11 protein-coding genes are annotated in these 15,557 nt (G+C 66.7%); 4 read left to right on the forward strand and 7 right to left on the reverse strand.

Annotated features, from left to right (window positions below; translation table 11 throughout):
• The first annotated feature begins 121 nt into the window (after positions 1-121).
• From DAAJ005_RS00955 to DAAJ005_RS00970, 4 genes are read left to right on the forward strand one after another with little or no spacing between them, the layout of a single operon-like run.
• The gene (locus tag DAAJ005_RS00955) at positions 122-1,573 is read left to right on the forward strand and encodes a rhamnulokinase family protein (protein WP_151845463.1); all 1,452 of its coding nucleotides are present in this window, start codon (positions 122-124) and stop codon (positions 1,571-1,573) included.
• 8 nt (positions 1,574-1,581) lie between these two features.
• On the forward strand, positions 1,582-2,325 hold the full coding sequence (locus tag DAAJ005_RS00960; protein WP_151845464.1) for a (Fe-S)-binding protein: 744 nt from the start codon (positions 1,582-1,584) through the stop codon (positions 2,323-2,325).
• The gene (locus DAAJ005_RS00965; protein ID WP_151845465.1) at positions 2,322-3,743 is read left to right on the forward strand and encodes a lactate utilization protein B; all 1,422 of its coding nucleotides are present in this window, start codon (positions 2,322-2,324) and stop codon (positions 3,741-3,743) included. Before DAAJ005_RS00960 ends, DAAJ005_RS00965 begins: the two co-directional genes overlap by 4 nt.
• Positions 3,736-4,377, forward strand: coding sequence for a lactate utilization protein C (locus DAAJ005_RS00970; RefSeq protein ID WP_226342356.1), 642 nt, complete (start codon positions 3,736-3,738; stop codon positions 4,375-4,377). The genes DAAJ005_RS00965 and DAAJ005_RS00970 overlap by 8 nt, the downstream gene beginning before the upstream one ends.
• Positions 4,378-4,479: 102 nt before the next feature.
• On the opposite strand, the gene DAAJ005_RS00975 is transcribed toward DAAJ005_RS00970, so the two are convergent.
• The 7 genes from DAAJ005_RS00975 to DAAJ005_RS01005 all read right to left on the reverse strand — a co-directional run bounded on the left by DAAJ005_RS00975 (position 4,480) and on the right by DAAJ005_RS01005 (position 15,556).
• On the reverse strand, positions 4,480-5,535 hold the full coding sequence (locus tag DAAJ005_RS00975) for an SIS domain-containing protein (RefSeq protein ID WP_370519695.1): 1,056 nt from the start codon (positions 5,533-5,535) through the stop codon (positions 4,480-4,482).
• Positions 5,536-5,632: 97 nt separating this feature from the next.
• Positions 5,633-6,406: a response regulator gene (locus tag DAAJ005_RS00980; protein WP_151845466.1), complete on the reverse strand. Its 774-nt coding sequence runs from the start codon at positions 6,404-6,406 to the stop codon at positions 5,633-5,635.
• 113 nt (positions 6,407-6,519) lie between these two features.
• Complete coding sequence (locus tag DAAJ005_RS00985) at positions 6,520-7,266, reverse strand: DUF4388 domain-containing protein (protein WP_151845467.1); 747 nt, start codon at positions 7,264-7,266, stop codon at positions 6,520-6,522.
• Positions 7,263-10,178: an Hpt domain-containing protein gene (locus DAAJ005_RS00990; protein WP_192930714.1), complete on the reverse strand. Its 2,916-nt coding sequence runs from the start codon at positions 10,176-10,178 to the stop codon at positions 7,263-7,265. Before DAAJ005_RS00990 ends, DAAJ005_RS00985 begins: the two co-directional genes overlap by 4 nt.
• A gap of 83 nt (positions 10,179-10,261) precedes the next feature.
• Positions 10,262-12,592, reverse strand: a complete 2,331-nt coding sequence (locus DAAJ005_RS00995) for a methyl-accepting chemotaxis protein (RefSeq protein ID WP_226342357.1) — start codon at positions 12,590-12,592, stop codon at positions 10,262-10,264.
• Positions 12,593-12,691: 99 nt separating this feature from the next.
• Positions 12,692-14,950 carry a methyl-accepting chemotaxis protein gene (locus DAAJ005_RS01000; RefSeq protein ID WP_151845469.1) on the reverse strand — a complete coding sequence of 753 codons (2,259 nt, stop codon included), beginning with the start codon at positions 14,948-14,950 and terminating at the stop codon, positions 12,692-12,694.
• Positions 14,951-15,037: 87 nt separating this feature from the next.
• Positions 15,038-15,556 carry a chemotaxis protein CheW gene (locus tag DAAJ005_RS01005; RefSeq protein WP_151845470.1) on the reverse strand — a complete coding sequence of 173 codons (519 nt, stop codon included), beginning with the start codon at positions 15,554-15,556 and terminating at the stop codon, positions 15,038-15,040.
• Position 15,557: the final 1 nt, after the last annotated feature.

Genomic DNA, 15,557 nt, shown 5'->3' on the forward strand with positions numbered 1-15,557 from the left:
CAGCTTTGCAAGTCTGTCGCTACGCGACATCTCCCCCATGAAAAGGGAGAAGAAAAACAAGGACTGTGTTGTTAGCTCCCTCCCTCTTTATGGGGGAGGGTTGGGGAGGGGGTAGGCGAGCATGGCGTCCCAAAACCAATCCAACCAAAACAGCCACGAGACCCACGCCACACGCCGCTTCATTGCCATTGACCTGGGTGCTTCCAGTGGACGCGTCGCCCTCGGCACGCTGGACGGCGGCCAGCTCCACGTCGAGATCCTCCACCGCTTTCCCAACGGCGGCGTTCCGGTGCGCGGCCAGCTCTACTGGGACATCCTGGGTCTGTGGCGCGAGGTCCTGTACGGCCTGAAACTGGCGTCGCGGCACGGTGAGATTGCCAGTGTGGGCGTCAATTCCTGGGCAGTGGATTATGGCCTGCTGGACGAGCGCGGCGACTTGCTGGGACAGGTTCACCACTACCGCAGCCCGCGCCTGAGCGGCGTGATGGAGCGCGTGCGTGCGCAACTGTCCGATGAGCGGATTTACGACGCCACTGGCATTCAATTTCTGCCCTTCAACACCTTGTATCAACTGGCCGCCGAAGCGCCCGAACATCTGGTCCGCGCGCAGACGATGGTGATGGTGCCTGACCTCCTCCATTTCTGGCTATGCGGCGTGGCCGTCACGGAACGCACAAATGCCAGCAGCACGCAGTTTCTCAATCCCAGGACTGGAGCGTGGGCGACAGAGCTGCTGGAGGCGCTGGAGCTTCCAACAGCGCTGCTGCCGCGCATCGTCGAAGCCGGCACGGTGCTGGGCGAACTCTCGCCGGAGGTGGCCCGCGAAACCGGACTACAGGGTATTCAGGTCACCCTTCCTGCCACGCACGACACCGCTTCCGCCGTTGCTGCCGTGCCTGCGGAGGGGCAAGGCTGGGCCTACGTGTCCAGCGGCACCTGGAGTCTGGTGGGCATCGAGACGCCCCAGCCGATCATCACGCCGCGCACACGGGCGGAAAACCTGACCAATGAGGCAGGCGTGGGCGGGACCACCCGACTTCTGAAAAACGTGATGGGCCTGTGGATCGTTCAGCAGTGCAACCAGGGGTGGGGATTGGAATACGGCGAACTCTACGCGCAGGCGCAGGCTGTCGAGGGTGGCCCGCTCATAGACCCGGACGATGCCCGATTTTCACCACCGGGCGCGGATATGCCCGTGCGCGTCCAGAACTTTTGCCGCGAGACGGGTCAGGCGGTGCCCCAGACGCCCACCGAGATCACCCGCTGCGTGCTGGACAGCCTGGCCCACAGAACGGCGCAGATTCTGGACGTGCTGGAAGACGTGAGTGGGCAGCCCGTCAGCACCGTTCATATCGTAGGCGGCGGCTCGCAGATCGGCGTTCTGAATCAACTTATTGCCGATGCCAGCGGCAAAACGGTGATCGCTGGCCCGGTGGAGGCGACTTTAATGGGCAACCTGCTGATTCAGGCGGGCGCATCCCTATCCGAAGTGCGTCAGATCGTGCGAGATTCGTGCGACTTGCGGACGTTTCTCCCTCGCCAGAGCGCGCCGCACGCTGTAGAGTCGAGGTAGACCTTCGCATGCAAATAGACCTGTTTATTACCTGCATCAACGACGCCATGTTCCCACGCACCGGGCAGGCCACCGTGCGCCTGCTGGAGCGGCTGGGCCAGACCGTGCGCTTCAACGCCAACCAGACCTGCTGCGGCCAGATGCACCTGAACACTGGCTACAGGGACGACGCTCTGAAACTGATCCGCAAATTCGTGGATGACTACCGCGACGCCGAAGTGGTGGTCATGCCCAGCGGCTCCTGTGCGGCGATGGTGCGCGAACTGTACCCAGAGGCGGCGCGCTGGGGCGGCGATCATGACTTGCTGCGCGAGGTGGAGGAACTGGCTCCGCGTGTTTACGAACTCAGCGAATTTCTGGTGAATACACTGGGTGTAGACGACGTGGGCGCGTACTATCCGCACCGCGTCACCTACCACCCCACCTGCCACGCCATGCGGGTGCTACGGGTGGGTGACGCCCCCCTCAAACTGCTGCGAAACGTGCGCGGCATGACCCTGCTGGAACTGGAAGGCAGCGAGGAATGCTGCGGCTTCGGCGGCACCTTCAGCGTCAAGAATCCCGATGTGAGCGCTGCCATGCTGGCCGACAAGACCCGCCACATCCTGGATACCGGCGCGGAGGTCTGCACCGCCGGGGACAACTCCTGCCTGCTGCACATCGGCGGCGGGCTGCACCGCCTGAGAAGCGGTGTGGGCACGGTACATCTGGCCGAGATTCTGGCGAGTACTGAACAGGAGGTCTTCGCGTGAGTGGCCTGCACCCCTCAAAACCTTTCCCCGAAGCCGCCCGCGACAAAGTGAATCAGCCGCAACTGCGCGCCAACCTCCGCAAGGTCACGCACACCATCCGCGAGAAACGGCTGCGGGCGGTGGGCGAGCTGCCGCACTGGGAAGAATTGCGCCTGCTGGGCGAAGCCACCAAAGATGCGTCGCTGGCGAACCTGAGTGACCGTCTGTTGCAACTGGAGGCCAGTGTGAAAGCGCGTGGTGGGCAGGTCCACTGGGCGCGTGATGCGGCGGAGGCCCGCGAGATCGTGGTCCGCATCGCCCAGGCGCATCAGGTAGACGAGCTGATCAAGGTTAAGAGCATCACCAGCGACGAGATCGAGCTGAACGCGACCTTGCAAGAGCGCGGCATCCACGCTATCGAGACCGATCTGGCCGAGCTGATCGTGCAACTGTCGCACGATACGCCCAGCCATATTCTGGTGCCCGCCATCCACCGCAACCGCGCCGAGATTCAGGCACTGTTCAACAGGGAATTGCCCGGAGAGGGCGGGCTGAGCGACTCGCCTGCCGAACTTGCCGGGGCGGCCCGGCGTTACCTGCGCCACAAGTTCCTGACCACGAAAATGGCCGTCTCAGGCGTCAATTTCGCGGTGGCCGAGACCGGAACGGTCTGTGTGGTGGAATCCGAGGGCAACGGGCGCATGTGCCTCACGCTGCCCGAAGTGCTGGTCAGCATCATGGGCATCGAGAAGGTGCTGGAGCGTTGGGAAGACCTGAGCGTGTTTATGGAACTGCTGCCGCGTTCCAGTACTGCCGAGCGCATGAACCCGTATACCTCGTTCTGGAGCGGCGTGACGCCGGGGGACGGGCCGCAGGAATTTCACCTGATCCTGCTGGACAACGGGCGCACGGAGGTGCTTGCCGACGCCACCGGGCGGCAAACGTTGCGCTGCATCCGCTGTTCGGCGTGCCTGAACGTCTGCCCGGTCTACGAGCGCACGGGCGGCCACGCCTACGGCAGCGTGTACCCCGGTCCCATCGGCGCGATTCTGACCCCGCAACTGCTGGGGATGCAGGACAAGAACGCCAACACCCTGCCCGGCGCCTCCAGCCTGTGCGGCGCGTGTTTCGACGCCTGCCCGGTGCGAATCAACATTCCCCAGGTGCTGATCTACCTGCGCGGCGAGGTAACCGCTGAAAAAGGCGTAACTGCCGAGGCGCTGGCGATGAAAACGGTGGGCTACGCCATGAGTTCGGGCTGGCGTTTCGAGGGCGCGCTGAAGCTGGCGCGTGTGGGCCAGGGGCCACTGGTCAAAGGTGGCGAGATCACCTCCTTACCCGGCCTGCTGGGCGGCTGGACCCAGAGCCGTGACCTGAAGACATTGCCGCCGCAGAGTTTCCGCGAATGGTGGAAGGAAAGGGAGCGGGACAGTGAGTAACGCCGAGGCCAGATTGGAGATGCTGACCCGCATCAACCGCGCGGTTGCAGGCGTGCAGGCTCCAGCCTTGCCCACCTACCCACAGGGCGAGCGGCTGGAGCGTGGAGCCCTGCTGCATCAGTTTCAGGACCGTATTGAGGACTACCGCGCCTCCTTTATGCGCGTGCCTGTGGCCGATGTTGCTGGGGCGGTGGCTTCTGCGCTGGCTGGCGCAAAACGCGTGCTGATTCCCACTGGGCTGAATCCCGACTTTCTGCCCGCTGGGCTGGAGCTACTGCGTGACGATCCGCCTCTGAGTCACGCCGGGCTGGACGGCGCAGAAGCCGTGGTTACAGGCTGCGCGGTGGCCATCAGCGAGACGGGCACCATCATCCTGGATCACGCCCCGGATCAGGGCCGCCGGGCGCTCACACTGATTCCAGACCTGCACATCTGCATTATTCGCGCCGAACAGGTCGTGCAAAGTGTGCTGGAGGGCGTGCAACTGGTAGAAGCCAGTGTGCAGGCGGGCCAGCCCCTGACCTGGATCAGCGGCGGCAGTGCCACCAGCGATATCGAACTGGTGCGGGTGGAAGGGGTGCATGGGCCGCGCCGACTGTGCGTGGTGGTGGTGGAACAGATTCCCGCCCATTGACGATCCCCACCGCCCTGACGCTCTGTCTGACGGGGGCATCGGGATGCGGTCCCCCACAGGCAAAACCGCACCTCATTCTCCCCGGTCACCCCTGTCCTGCGCTCAGCGCGTTTTCGTCACCTTGCTCAGCAGCGGTGGCGCGTCGGGGTTCAGGCCGCGCCCCAGTGCCAGATGCGCGGCGAACAGGTAGAACGCCAGGGCGCTGGGCACCGTATCGGTCAGTGCATGCCCCGTCGTGGGGGTCTGCAAGGTGCTGCCCGCTGCTGGCCCCAGCGTCCGCAGGTCTGCTCCGCCTGCACGCAGATCGGCGTAGGCGGCTTCCGTGGCAGGCCACGCAGCGTCGGCAGAGGTGAAGCCCAGCAGGGGCAGCCCCTCGGCCAGCAATCGCTTGGGGCCGTGGCTGAACTCGGCGGCGCTGTACGCCTCGGCGTGGATGCCACTGGTTTCCTTGAGCTTCAGGGCCGCCTCCTGCGCCACGCCGTAATGCAGCCCGCGCGCCAGAATCAGCAGGTTTTGCGCGAAGCTGTAGCGCGCCGCCAGGGCGTTGGCCGCGTCTTCCAGCTCCAGCGTGCGCCGCAGGGCGTCCGGCAGGCTGTTCAGCGCCTCTTTCAGCCTGCCGTCTGGACCCAGCTCCGCGATCACGGGCAGGAAGGCGGTCAGGCTGGCCAGATAGCTCTTGGTGGCCGCAACCGCCCGCTCCTCGCCGCAGCGCAGCGGCAACACGAACTCGGCGGCCTGCGCCAGATCGCTGTCCTCCACGTTGACCAGGGCCACCGTCAGCGCCCCGCTCTCGCGCGCCATACGGACATTTTCCACCACGTCCGGGCTGGCCCCGCTCTGCGACACGGCGATCACCAGGGCGCCGCGCAAGTCCAGCCGCGCGCCGTACAGCGTATGCACGCTCGGCCCCAGCGAGGCCACCGGCAGCGACAGCTCGGTTTCCAGTGCGTATTTCAGGACCGTGCAGGCGTGATCGCTGCTGCCGCGCGCGATGGTCACGGCGTAGGGTGGGCGGCGTTCGCGCAGCACCCTTGCCAGTGCCCCGGCGGCGTCTGCGTTCTCGCGGAGCTGCCGGGCGATCACGTCAGGCGTCTGGCGGGCTTCCTGAAGCATCAGCGGATCGGGGTTGGAGGAAGAGGTCATACCGGGTGCTGTCATGCTGGGTACTCTAGTCAATTTCTCTCCGGTCTGTCGTGCATGAGAAATCCCGACTGGCAGCGCAATCAAGCCAGTCGGGATTGCGGCCTGTTCTCGCTCAGTTCAGCGTCTTGAGGTCCGCGCGGGTCACGGCGATGACCAGCAGTCCGCCCAGCGGATGGAAGATCGCCTCGCGGCCCGCATAGCGCAGGGTCACGGCCTGCAATTCGTCACCCAGCAGGTGCTGACCGATGACGCTGGCGGTGGCCACGAAATGCCGGGCGTACATCGGCAGGCGCTGTGCCGCGCCGGGCGCACCCGCGTCGCCGGAGGGCAGCACGATCTGACCCTGAGCGTCTACCACGATCAGGTCTTCCACGTCGCCCCGGCGGCGGTATTCGGCCACCAGCCGTTCCAGCTCGCTGGGTGCATGGTGGGCTGCGGGTTGGGTGGGTTGGGGCTGAACAGGTTCTGGCTGGACAGGTTCGGGCGTGGGGGCCTCGACGGGTGCGGCAGCGGCCTCGGCGGCGCGCAGCAGGCCCTCCACCATCGGGATCAATTCATCGGGGCTGAAGGGCTTGCGCAACACGCCGTTTGCGCCGACCTCACGGGCCTGCCGCCGGATATTGTCATCGACGTTGCCACTCATCAGCACGATGGGCCGTCCATCGAAGCGGGCGTCGCGGCGCAGTTCGGAACACAGGTCCAGACCGCTCATGCCCGGCATGATCACGTCGGCCATCATCAGGTCGAAGTGCGGGTCGCCTGCCAGGGTTTCCAGGGCCTGTTCGGCGCTGATGGCGGAAAACGAATCCAGCGAGTGCCGCTTGAAGGTGATCTCCAGCGCCTTGCGGACGCTGATGCTGTCGTCAACGATAAAAATCTGGGGCATGGGGTTCCTTTGTGGGCCAGGGGGCGGGCAGGGGAGAGGAGGGAGGCTCAGCGCCGAGAGAAAATAGTGCTCACAGAAACCAGTGCCTAGAAAAACCAGTGTTGAAAGCGTTCTCAGTGCAGTCGGGGTGCGGTCTCGTCGAGATCCACGGCGAGTTCCATCAGCAGACGGTTGGTGGGGCCGGTCAGGTCAGCCTGAAGGCCCGGCGGCAGCGACAAGCAGTTGTAGAACCTGAACTGGCCGCCGCCCTGCTCGCTGTGGCGCAGCAGTTCCAGCACGGCGCCCCGGCCTGCGCGGCCAGAGCATTCGGCGTAGGTCAGGCGGCCCGCGCTCATGGTCAGGTGACCGCTGCGCGATGCCTGTCCGGCGGCCCCCACCGTGATCAGCCAGTGGCCGCTGCATTCCAGTTCCGCCGCCCAGTTCAGGAATTCGCTCAGGCTGAACGGTTCGAGCTGGCCCGAGAGCTGGGGCCGGGCATTGGCCCGCAGCGGCAGCGGGTACGCCGCGTCGTCCACGCCCAGTGCCTCCAGCGCCTCGGCCAGCACCTGCGGCCCCGCCGAGTTGGTGGGCAGGTCCGGCGGGTCGTGTTCGCCGTCGCCGATCAGATACAGGGGCAGCCTGCCGGTGTGGATGTCGTCTCTCAGGATGCTGCGAAATTCCAGGCCACTCATGTCGGACATCACGGAGTCGCAGATGATCGCGTCCACCGGGGTCCGCTCCAGTTGGGTCAGGGCATGCAGCGCGCCGTCTGCGTGGATCACGGTGACCCCGGCCAGTTCGGCCAGATGCCCGTACATGGCGGCGCGCGAGGGGTCGTTGAGAACCGTCAGGACCGAGCGCCCGGTCTGGAAGGCGGTCATGCGCCCACTCCGGCGGTTGTGCCCTCAGCCTGGGCCAGTACGCTGCCGATGCGCCGCAGCAGCAGCGCCTCGCCCACCGGTTTGGTGAAGTAGTCGTTTGCGCCCAGCTGCAGGGCCAGCCGTTGATGCTTTTCCCCGGCGCGGGTGGTCATGATCATCAGCGGCAGCGCGGCGGTGGCGGGGCGGGCGCGTACGGCGGACAGCAGCTCGTAGCCGTTCATGCGCGGCATTTCCAGATCGCTGACCACCGCGCCGAAGTCGGGATCGAGTTGCAGCAGGTCCAGCGCTTCCTGGCCGTCGTTGGCAGTGGTCACTGCGTAGCCGCCGCTTTCCAGCATGCGGCCCACCAGACGGCGCACGCTCAGCGAGTCGTCCACCAGCAGGATGCGGGTGCGTATTGCCGCCACGCCGCCGCTGCCCGTGGCTTGCAGGAAGTCCTGCGGGCGGCGGGCCAGACGGCCCAGCCCCGAGGGATCAAGGACTGGAAAGGCGTTGCCAGAGGCCGACAGCGCCGTGCCCGACAGGTATTCCAGCCCGCTGAGCAATCCGCCCAGCGGCGTCACGCTGACTTCCTCGATCTGGCCGAAGTCGTCCACCCGAGCGGCCAGTTCCCCGGTGGGGGTGGCCAGCACCACCAGCCGGAAGGTGTCCTCCTGCGCGCCGCCCTGTGGCTGGCCCCAGATCGCGCGCAGGTCGATGATCGGTGCAGAGCGGCCCTCGAAGGCCAGTTCCGGCCCGGTCTCGCCGTGCTGGACCTCGCCCGCACGGATTTCACGCAGGGCACGCACCGCGCCCACGGCAAAGCCCAGTTCGTGCCCGGCCACCTGCACCGGCAGCACGTCGATGACGCGGCGGGTGACCGGCAGGCGTAGCGTGAAGGTGGTGCCCTCGCCGCGCCGGGTCTTGATCAGCAGTTCGCCGCCCAGTTGCCGCGCGGCGGTGGCCACCACGTCCATGCCCACGCCGCGTCCGGCCACCGTGCTGACGGTTGAAGCGGTAGACAGGCCCGGCAGCAGGATCAGCCGCGCGCGGTCCTCATCCGACATGCGGTCCAGCTCCTGAACCGAGCGCAGCCCTTTTTCCAGCGCGCGGTTGCTGATGGTTTCCAGGTCCAGGCCCTGTCCGTCGTCCTGCACGCTGACTTCCAGGAAGTTCTGATGCTCGGCGGCGCGCAGCCAGACCCGTCCGCGCGCGGGCTTTCCTGCCTCTGCCCGCGACTCGGCAGTGCCGACACCGTGGTGCAGCGCGTTGGTCATCAGGTGCATCAGCGGCTCGCTCAGGCGTTGCAGCACGGCGCTGTCCACCCGCACGTCCTCGCCCTCGCTGATGAACTCGAATCGGGCCTCGTGGTCGCGCGCCCAGCGCCGCAGCCGGAAGGCGGCCTGCGAGAAGGCCACCCGGCTGGTCTGGGTCAGGTCTAGGCGCAGGTGACGCAGCAGCTTGCCCAGCAGCTCGTTGTCGCCCTGGAGGTCTCCCACGTTGTCCGACAGGCGGCGGCGCACCTCCGCGAAGTCGGCGCTCAGCTCGGTGATGCTTCTGGCCAGGATGTTCAGGTCGTTGTAGGTGTCGAATTCCAGCTCGTCGAACTGCTGGGCCGGGTTGGCGGCGAACGGGTTGGCGCTGCCCACGCCGTCCTCGCCCGTGGGAGCGGCACGGTCCGGTGTGGCGCGGACCATGTCGGGGTTCAGGTGACGTTCCTCGAAATCGCGCACGGTGCGCTGGAAGCGGGCCTGCGAGTCCTGCATGGCGCTCTGGAGGTTGTCCAGCCGTCCCAGCGTCTGTCCCAGCCGCGAGCGCACGGTGACCAGTTCGCCCATCTGTTCCAGCAGCGATTCGATCTGCCGGGCCGGAATGCGGATCGAGGCCGTTTCCTGGTTGAGGGCTGGAGCCACGTCCTGGGCAGGTGCGCTGGCCTGATGTGGGGGGGCCTGGGCCGTGGAGGTCGCCGCAACCACAGCAGCGGGCGTGTGTCCACCGGCCAGCGCGGCCATACGGGCGCTGAGGCCCGCCAGATGTGCGTCCAGTCCGCCCGCGCCGCCGCCACCCTCGGCCACGTCCAGAATGCGGTCCATGCCGTTCAGCGCGGCTTCCAGCACCTCGCGCGCGCCGCTGTCCAGCCGGAGCACACCGTCACGCACACCGCCCAGCAGGTCTTCCATGCCGTGGGCGAAGTCGCCCAGACCGGGCAGGCCCACCATGTATGAGCTGCCCTTGACGGTGTGGGCGGCGCGGAACATCACGTCCAGATCGGGGCCGTGTTCCGCCGACGCACCTTCCAGCTCGGCGCGCAGACCGCCCAGGTGTTCGCGCACTTCGGGGGCGAAGTAGGACCAGATCTCGGCGTTCTCGCGCCAGAACTGCCGCAGATCCTGCTCCAGGTTCGAGCCGGTGTCCCCGTCCGCCGGGGTCGCGTCTGATGCAATGAACCCATCGTCATTGACCATCCGGCGCGGGTCGTCGATGGGCCGGGGCTTGAAGGCTTCCGGGTGGCTGCCCAGCAGCGCCAGCAACTGCGCGGCGCCGCCGCCGCGCGCGAAGACCAGTCCCAGGTCGATTTCGCGCTCGCCGCCCACGACGCGCTCCAGGCCCTGACGCAGCAGGGTCTGGGCGTGTGTCAGCAGCGCCAGATAAGCAGTGCGGGCTTCCCCGCTCAGCAGGGGACGGGCTTCCAGCATGCGCTCGGTCAGCCCCGCCATCTTGGACAGTTGCATAAAGCCGTACAGTCCCGCACTGCCGCGCAGTCGGTGGGCCAGCACGCCCAGCTCACCCAGATGTGCGGTGTCGTCCGGTCCCGCCAGGCCCGCTTCTAGCTCGGCCAGCCCAGCGTCCATGCGGCCCAGCACTTCCCCCGCCTCTTGCAAAAAGCTGCTGAGCAGATCGCTGTTCTCGCCCCGCTGTTCGCTGGTGTCCATCTCGCTCTCCTCCGGCATTCTCAACCCCCCCTTCATTTTCAGATCTCCCTGTCTTGCCAGACCACGCTGCGTTGCCCGACCACTCAGGACGGCAGCCGGAAGCGGGTCAGGCTGGCGCTGAGGTTCTGCGCCAGGGTCTGAAGCTGCTCGGCGGCGGCGCGGCCCTGGGTCACCGAGTCCTGCGAGTCGCGGGCGACGGCGGCGATCTGCTCCACCGCGCTGCCCATGTCTTCCACACCCTGCACCTGCGCCCGCTGCGACGCGGCGATGGTCTCGGCCAGCTCGGCGGACTGTTGGGTCAGCGCGCCGATTTCACGCAGACGTTCCCCGGCGGTCCCGGCGACGCGGTAGCCCTGCTCCACTTCGCGGGTGCCGTCTTCCACACTCACGATCACGTCCTGAATCTCGGCCTGCACGTTTTTAATCAGCGTGGCGATGCGCGCCGTGGCCTGCCCGGAGGTGTCGGCCAGCTTGCGCACCTCGTCTGCCACGATGCTGAAGCGTCCGCCCGCTTCCCCTGCGCCCGCCGCCTCAATGCTGGCGTTCAGGGCCAGCAGGTTGGTCTGCCGGGCGATCTGCGAGATGGTGTCCACGATTTCCTGAATTTCCAGCGAGCGGTCGCCCAGACCCTTGATGCGCTTGGCGACGCCCTGCACCTCGCGGCGGATGTTCTGCATGCCGTCCAGCGTGCCGGTCACGGCTTCCTGGCCCTGCTGCGAGGCCAGCAGCGCGGCGCGGGCCGTTTCGGCAGAGTTCTGCGCCTGCTGCGCTACCTCGCGGATGGCCGCCGTCATGTTCTGCACCTGCACGGCCACGCGGGCGGCTTCGGCGGCGGTCAGTTGCGTGCCCTGTCCGATCTGATCGGTGGACAGCAGCAGCGCCTGTGAGCCGCCGGTCACCGAGGTCGACGCCCGCTGCACGTCGCCCAGCACGTCGGCCAGCTCGGCGGTCATCAGGTTGATCGAGTCCACCACGTTGCCCAGCACGTCCTCGGTCACGGTGCCGCGCCGGGTCAGGTCACCCTCGGCAATGTCCATGGTCACGTCCAGGAACTCGGAGATGTGGCCCTGCAACTTGATGGACTCCAGCCGCTCATTCTCGCCGCGCTCGGCGTTGGCGCGCATCTCGCTGGCGGCCAGGTTGAAGGTGGTGCCCAGTTTGCCCAGCTCGTCGCGGGTGTTGACCGCCACCTGCACGTCCAGGTCGCCCTTGGACAGCCGGTTGGCCGCTTCGGTCAGGCGGGCCAGCGGACGGGTGATCGACAGCGCGATCACGAACAGCAGCGTGAACATCAGCAGAGCGCCCATGACCAGCAGTGCGATCAGGTTGCCAACCTCGCCGGTGCGCTGGGCTTCCTTGGCGGTCAGGATGGTTCCCAGGCTCTCGATGCTGTCATTCAGGCCGCCGAACAGGCCGGTGGCGAACGCCGGGACCAGCGCCGTGAGCTGGTCGGGTGTCATGCCGACGCGCTGCGGAAACAGCAGGTTGCTGTTGACGGCCCCGAAAATCCGGTCCGAACTTTCCTTGAGCCGGGCCTGCGCCGCTTGGAGCCTGTCGGTCATCGCGCTGTCCATGTTCTCAGCGCTCTGCGCACTCAGCGCGCGGTCATATCCGGCCAGGATGTTGTCGTTGGCGGTCTTGGCGATGTCGTACCGGAGCTGCGCCTCGGTTCGGATGGTGGGGTTGATCTCAGTGCCGGGTTTTCCAGCCTGCTTGAGCAGCGGAATGGTTCCCGAGGCGATGGCCCCGGAGGTCGGCATGTTCTGGGGCATGATGCTGGTCACCAGATCGACCAGGGCAGCCTCAGCGCGGTTGTCGGTCTGCTTCATGCCGCTCTGGTTGGCGATGTCGGCGAAATACGGGGTAATCACGTTGTTCAGGAGCTTGCTGTATTCCTGCTGCACGCCCACGGCGTCGGCGCTGCCCGCATCCACCTGCCGGTTCAGCGCGCCGAGCGTTTCGCGCATCTGGGTGATCTCGCCCACCAGTTCCACGTAATCGGCCTTGTTCATCATGCTTTCCAGGCTGTCCAGCGCCGCCGTCATGGCTGTGCGCTGGTTGGCGTTGGCGGCCTTTGCTCCCGCCGCACCGTTAAGCACGTTGACCGAGGACAGTCGCAGCAACTGGGTGTTTTGCAGGATGGCGGTCAGCGGGATCAGCATTTCCTGTCCGGCCTGCTGCTGGCGTGCCTGGACGGCCCCGGCATTGACCTGTTTGATCTGGATGCCCAGTACCACCGCAAAGGGCAGGCCCAGCAGCAGACCGGCGGTGGCCAGTTTCAGGCCCACTGGCATGCGGCCCAGCAGCCCGGACTTTACTTTATTGGTCTGGCGGGCGGGGCGCTCAGCCCTGGCAGCGCTGCTGCGGGGGGCGGGGGCAATCAGGCTGGGATCGAGTCGGGCGTTCTGTGACATGTGGGGTCTCCTGGTGGTCTGGCGCAGATATGCGGGGCTGGAAGGCGGTGGTCAGGGCCGGGAAGGCCGGGAAGGAAACGCGGAGGTGGAGGCTGGAAATCAGCCCGGCAGGCGGAAGCGGGTCAGGCTGCCGCTGAGGCGCTGGGCGAGTTCCTGGAGCTGCTCGGCCACCTCACGGCCTGTCTCGGCAGAGCGCTGCGAGGCCCTTGCCACGTCGGCGATCTGGGTGACCGCGCTGCTCATGCCCTGCACGTCCCGCAATTGATCGCGCGCGGCGTCCGAGATGTTGCTGGCGAAGTGCGCCGTGACCCCGGCCAGGTCAGCCATCTCGCGCAGGGCCTCACCGGCCTGTCCGGCCACCGTGTACCCCTGCTCGACCTGCTCACTGTTGACCTGCATGTTCTGGGCCACGCCGCGCACATCGCTCTGCACCTCGGCGATCAGGCTGGCCATGCGGGCGGCAGCCACGGTGGACAGGTCGGCCAGTTCACGGATTTCCTCGGCCACCACTGCGAAGCGTTTTCCGCCCTCGCCTGCGCCCGCCGCCTCGATGCTGGCGTGCAGGGACAGCAGGTTGACCTGCGAGGCGATGTGGCCAATTGAGTCCACGATTTCCTCGATCTGCTTAGAACGCTGGCTCAGCGACTGCACCCGCACGGACACGTCCTGCGAGGATTCACGGATGGCCTCCATGCCCTGCAAGGTACTGATGACGGCCTGCTGACCGGTCTGCGAGGCGCTCAGGGCGCGCTGCGCCGAATCTGCGGACGCCTGCGCGATGGCCGACATCTGCCGGATGGCTACGGTCATATCGTTGGCCTGCTGGGTCACACGCCCGGTTTCCTCGGTGGTGATCAGCGTGCCTGCCCGGATCTGCTCGGTGGAGTCCAGCATGGCCTGCGAGCCGCCGGTGACCGAGGTAGAGGCGCGCTGCACGTCACCCAGCACGGACGCCAGTTCCTCGGTCATCAGGTTGATCGAGTCCACCACGTTGCCCAGCACGTCTTCGCTGACACGTCCGCGCTGCGTCAGGTCGCCGTCGGCGATCTTCATGGTCACGTCCAGAAACTCCGCGACGTTCGCCTGGAGGCGCTGGGCATCCTGACGTTCGGTTTCGGTCTTCTCCTGGTTGACGCGCAGTTTGGCCGTTGCGGCGTTGAACGCCTGGCCCACCACGCCCAGCTCGTCGCGGGTGTTCACGGGCACGGAGACGCCCAGATCGCCCCCCTCCAGCGCGCGGGCCGAATCGGCCAGGCGGCGCAGGGGGCCGGTGATGGCGCGGGCCACGGCCAGCAGCAGCAGCCCGGCCAGCAGCGTGATCAGGCCCACGGCCAGCAGCTCCTGAATCAGGGCGCGGCGCTCCAGCGATGCGCGGTTGGCCAGCAACCGCGTGACTTCCTGATTGCCGCTCTTGACGGCTTTGGCCACCTGGGCGACTGCCGAGTCCAGTGCCGTCAGGTTGGCGCGGCCCTCCACCGCGTTACTCAGGTCCACACTTGCGGCGGTGGAGATAATCTGCCGCATGTTTTCAAGGTTGCGGGTGGCGTCCCCCAGCGTCAGGACCAGACTGGCGTTCAGGGCCTCGGCACGCCTGACCGCAACGAACGCGTCGTCGAGCGCCACACCTGCGCGGTTGGCCTCATTGCGGTACAGCGGTGCCAGCACATCCACCAGCGCCGGCTGATTCTTGACGAGTTCCAGCGACTGGGCCAGGGCCGCCAGACTGCTCAGCCGCGCCAGCACCCTGGGCAGGGTGATCAGGGCGGTCTGGGTGGCATAGTTTGAAACTTCGCTGGGATCGAGGGCCAGCGTGGATTCTTCCAGCACGGCGTCCAGGGTGGGCAGCATCTGCTCCAGATTGAACTGCTGGTAGGTAATGGTTCGGAAGAGGCCCCCCTGATCGGAACGGCTCTGTTGCAAGACCTTCCACTCCCTGGTCAGCCGTTCGGTCGCCGCCTGGCTGGCGCTCAGGCCCTGGGCGGCCATGGCGTTTTGCAAGGCCAGCAGGGTCTGGTCGACCTTCTCGGCTGCTACCTTTGCCGTCGAGCCGTATCCCCGCGTCTGGGCACGTACATACTCTGACATCGAGTTTTGAACCTGGACGTAGGGATCAATCAGGCTGGTTCCGGCCAGCTTGCGTTCGATGGAGCGGATGTCCTGCTGGTGGCCACTGACAGTCAGATACAGCAGGACCGTGATCGGTAGCGCGAACAGACCTGCGGTGATGGCCAGCTTCTGACCCACCCCGATGCGGCCCAGCAGCGTGCTGCTGGCAGCCTTGGGGGCGGTCTCCATCATGGCGGGCATGCGGCGTGCCTTGGTGATCAGGCTGGGGTCCAGGCGGGCGTTTTGCGACATCGGGTGACTCCTTGAAAGGGGCGGGTCCAGCGGAGCTGTGGAAAATGAGACGGGGCCAGAATCGGTCTGCGCTTCAGAGCGCCGGTCTCAGGCGGTCTGGAGGCGTCCGGCGATGGCCACGGTCAATGCGTTCAGGCTCAGCAGCGCGGCGAGGTGGTCTCCCAGTTGGGCGCTTTGCAGCAGGGTCTGTGGAGCGGACGACTGGGCAGCAGACGACTGGGCGGCGGGCAGCTCGGCGCTTACGTTTCCGATGACCTCGTCGATGGGCAGCAGCAGGCTCTCGCCTGCGTGTTCGCACAGCAGGCCCAGGCGGGTGCCGTCCGGCTGCAGGGCTGCCTCGTCCATGCCGCCCAGCAGGTGGCCCAGTAGCGTGGGCAGATTGACCACCGGCACGGCCCGTCCCTGTGCGCCCATCAGACCCAGCAGGCTGCCGCCACTGGCCGGAAGCGGCGAGAGCTGGCCCAGCGGAATGACCTGCCGCGTCTGCCGGGTGGGCAGCGCCAGCAGGCGTGCGCCACTGCGGAACAGCAGGTAGGTTTCAGACGCTGGGTATGAACTTGCGGCGCTGGAAGCTACTGGACTGGGGTTCACTGGACTGGGAGTCATG

It is taken from the genome of Deinococcus sp. AJ005, assembly GCF_009017495.1.
Taxonomy (GTDB): Bacteria; Deinococcota; Deinococci; order Deinococcales; family Deinococcaceae; genus Deinococcus.

Bases quoted from the DNA above. Each gene is read 5' to 3' on its own strand.
- DAAJ005_RS01000 (WP_151845469.1), bottom strand. From the start codon at position 14,950: ATGTCGCAAAACGCCCGCCTGGACCCCAGCCTGATCACCAAGGCACGC.
- DAAJ005_RS00990 (WP_192930714.1), bottom strand. From the start codon at position 10,178: ATGGACACCAGCGAACAGCGGGGCGAGAACAGCGATCTGCTCAGCAGC.
- DAAJ005_RS01005 (WP_151845470.1), bottom strand. From the start codon at position 15,556: ATGACTCCCAGTCCAGTGAACCCCAGTCCAGTAGCTTCCAGCGCCGCA.
- DAAJ005_RS00960 (WP_151845464.1), top strand. From the start codon at position 1,582: ATGCAAATAGACCTGTTTATTACCTGCATCAACGACGCCATGTTCCCA.
- DAAJ005_RS00975 (WP_370519695.1), bottom strand. From the start codon at position 5,535: ATGACAGCACCCGGTATGACCTCTTCCTCCAACCCCGATCCGCTGATG.
- DAAJ005_RS00995 (WP_226342357.1), bottom strand. From the start codon at position 12,592: ATGTCACAGAACGCCCGACTCGATCCCAGCCTGATTGCCCCCGCCCCC.
- DAAJ005_RS00985 (WP_151845467.1), bottom strand. From the start codon at position 7,266: ATGACCGCCTTCCAGACCGGGCGCTCGGTCCTGACGGTTCTCAACGAC.
- DAAJ005_RS00980 (WP_151845466.1), bottom strand. From the start codon at position 6,406: ATGCCCCAGATTTTTATCGTTGACGACAGCATCAGCGTCCGCAAGGCG.
- DAAJ005_RS00955 (WP_151845463.1), top strand. From the start codon at position 122: ATGGCGTCCCAAAACCAATCCAACCAAAACAGCCACGAGACCCACGCC.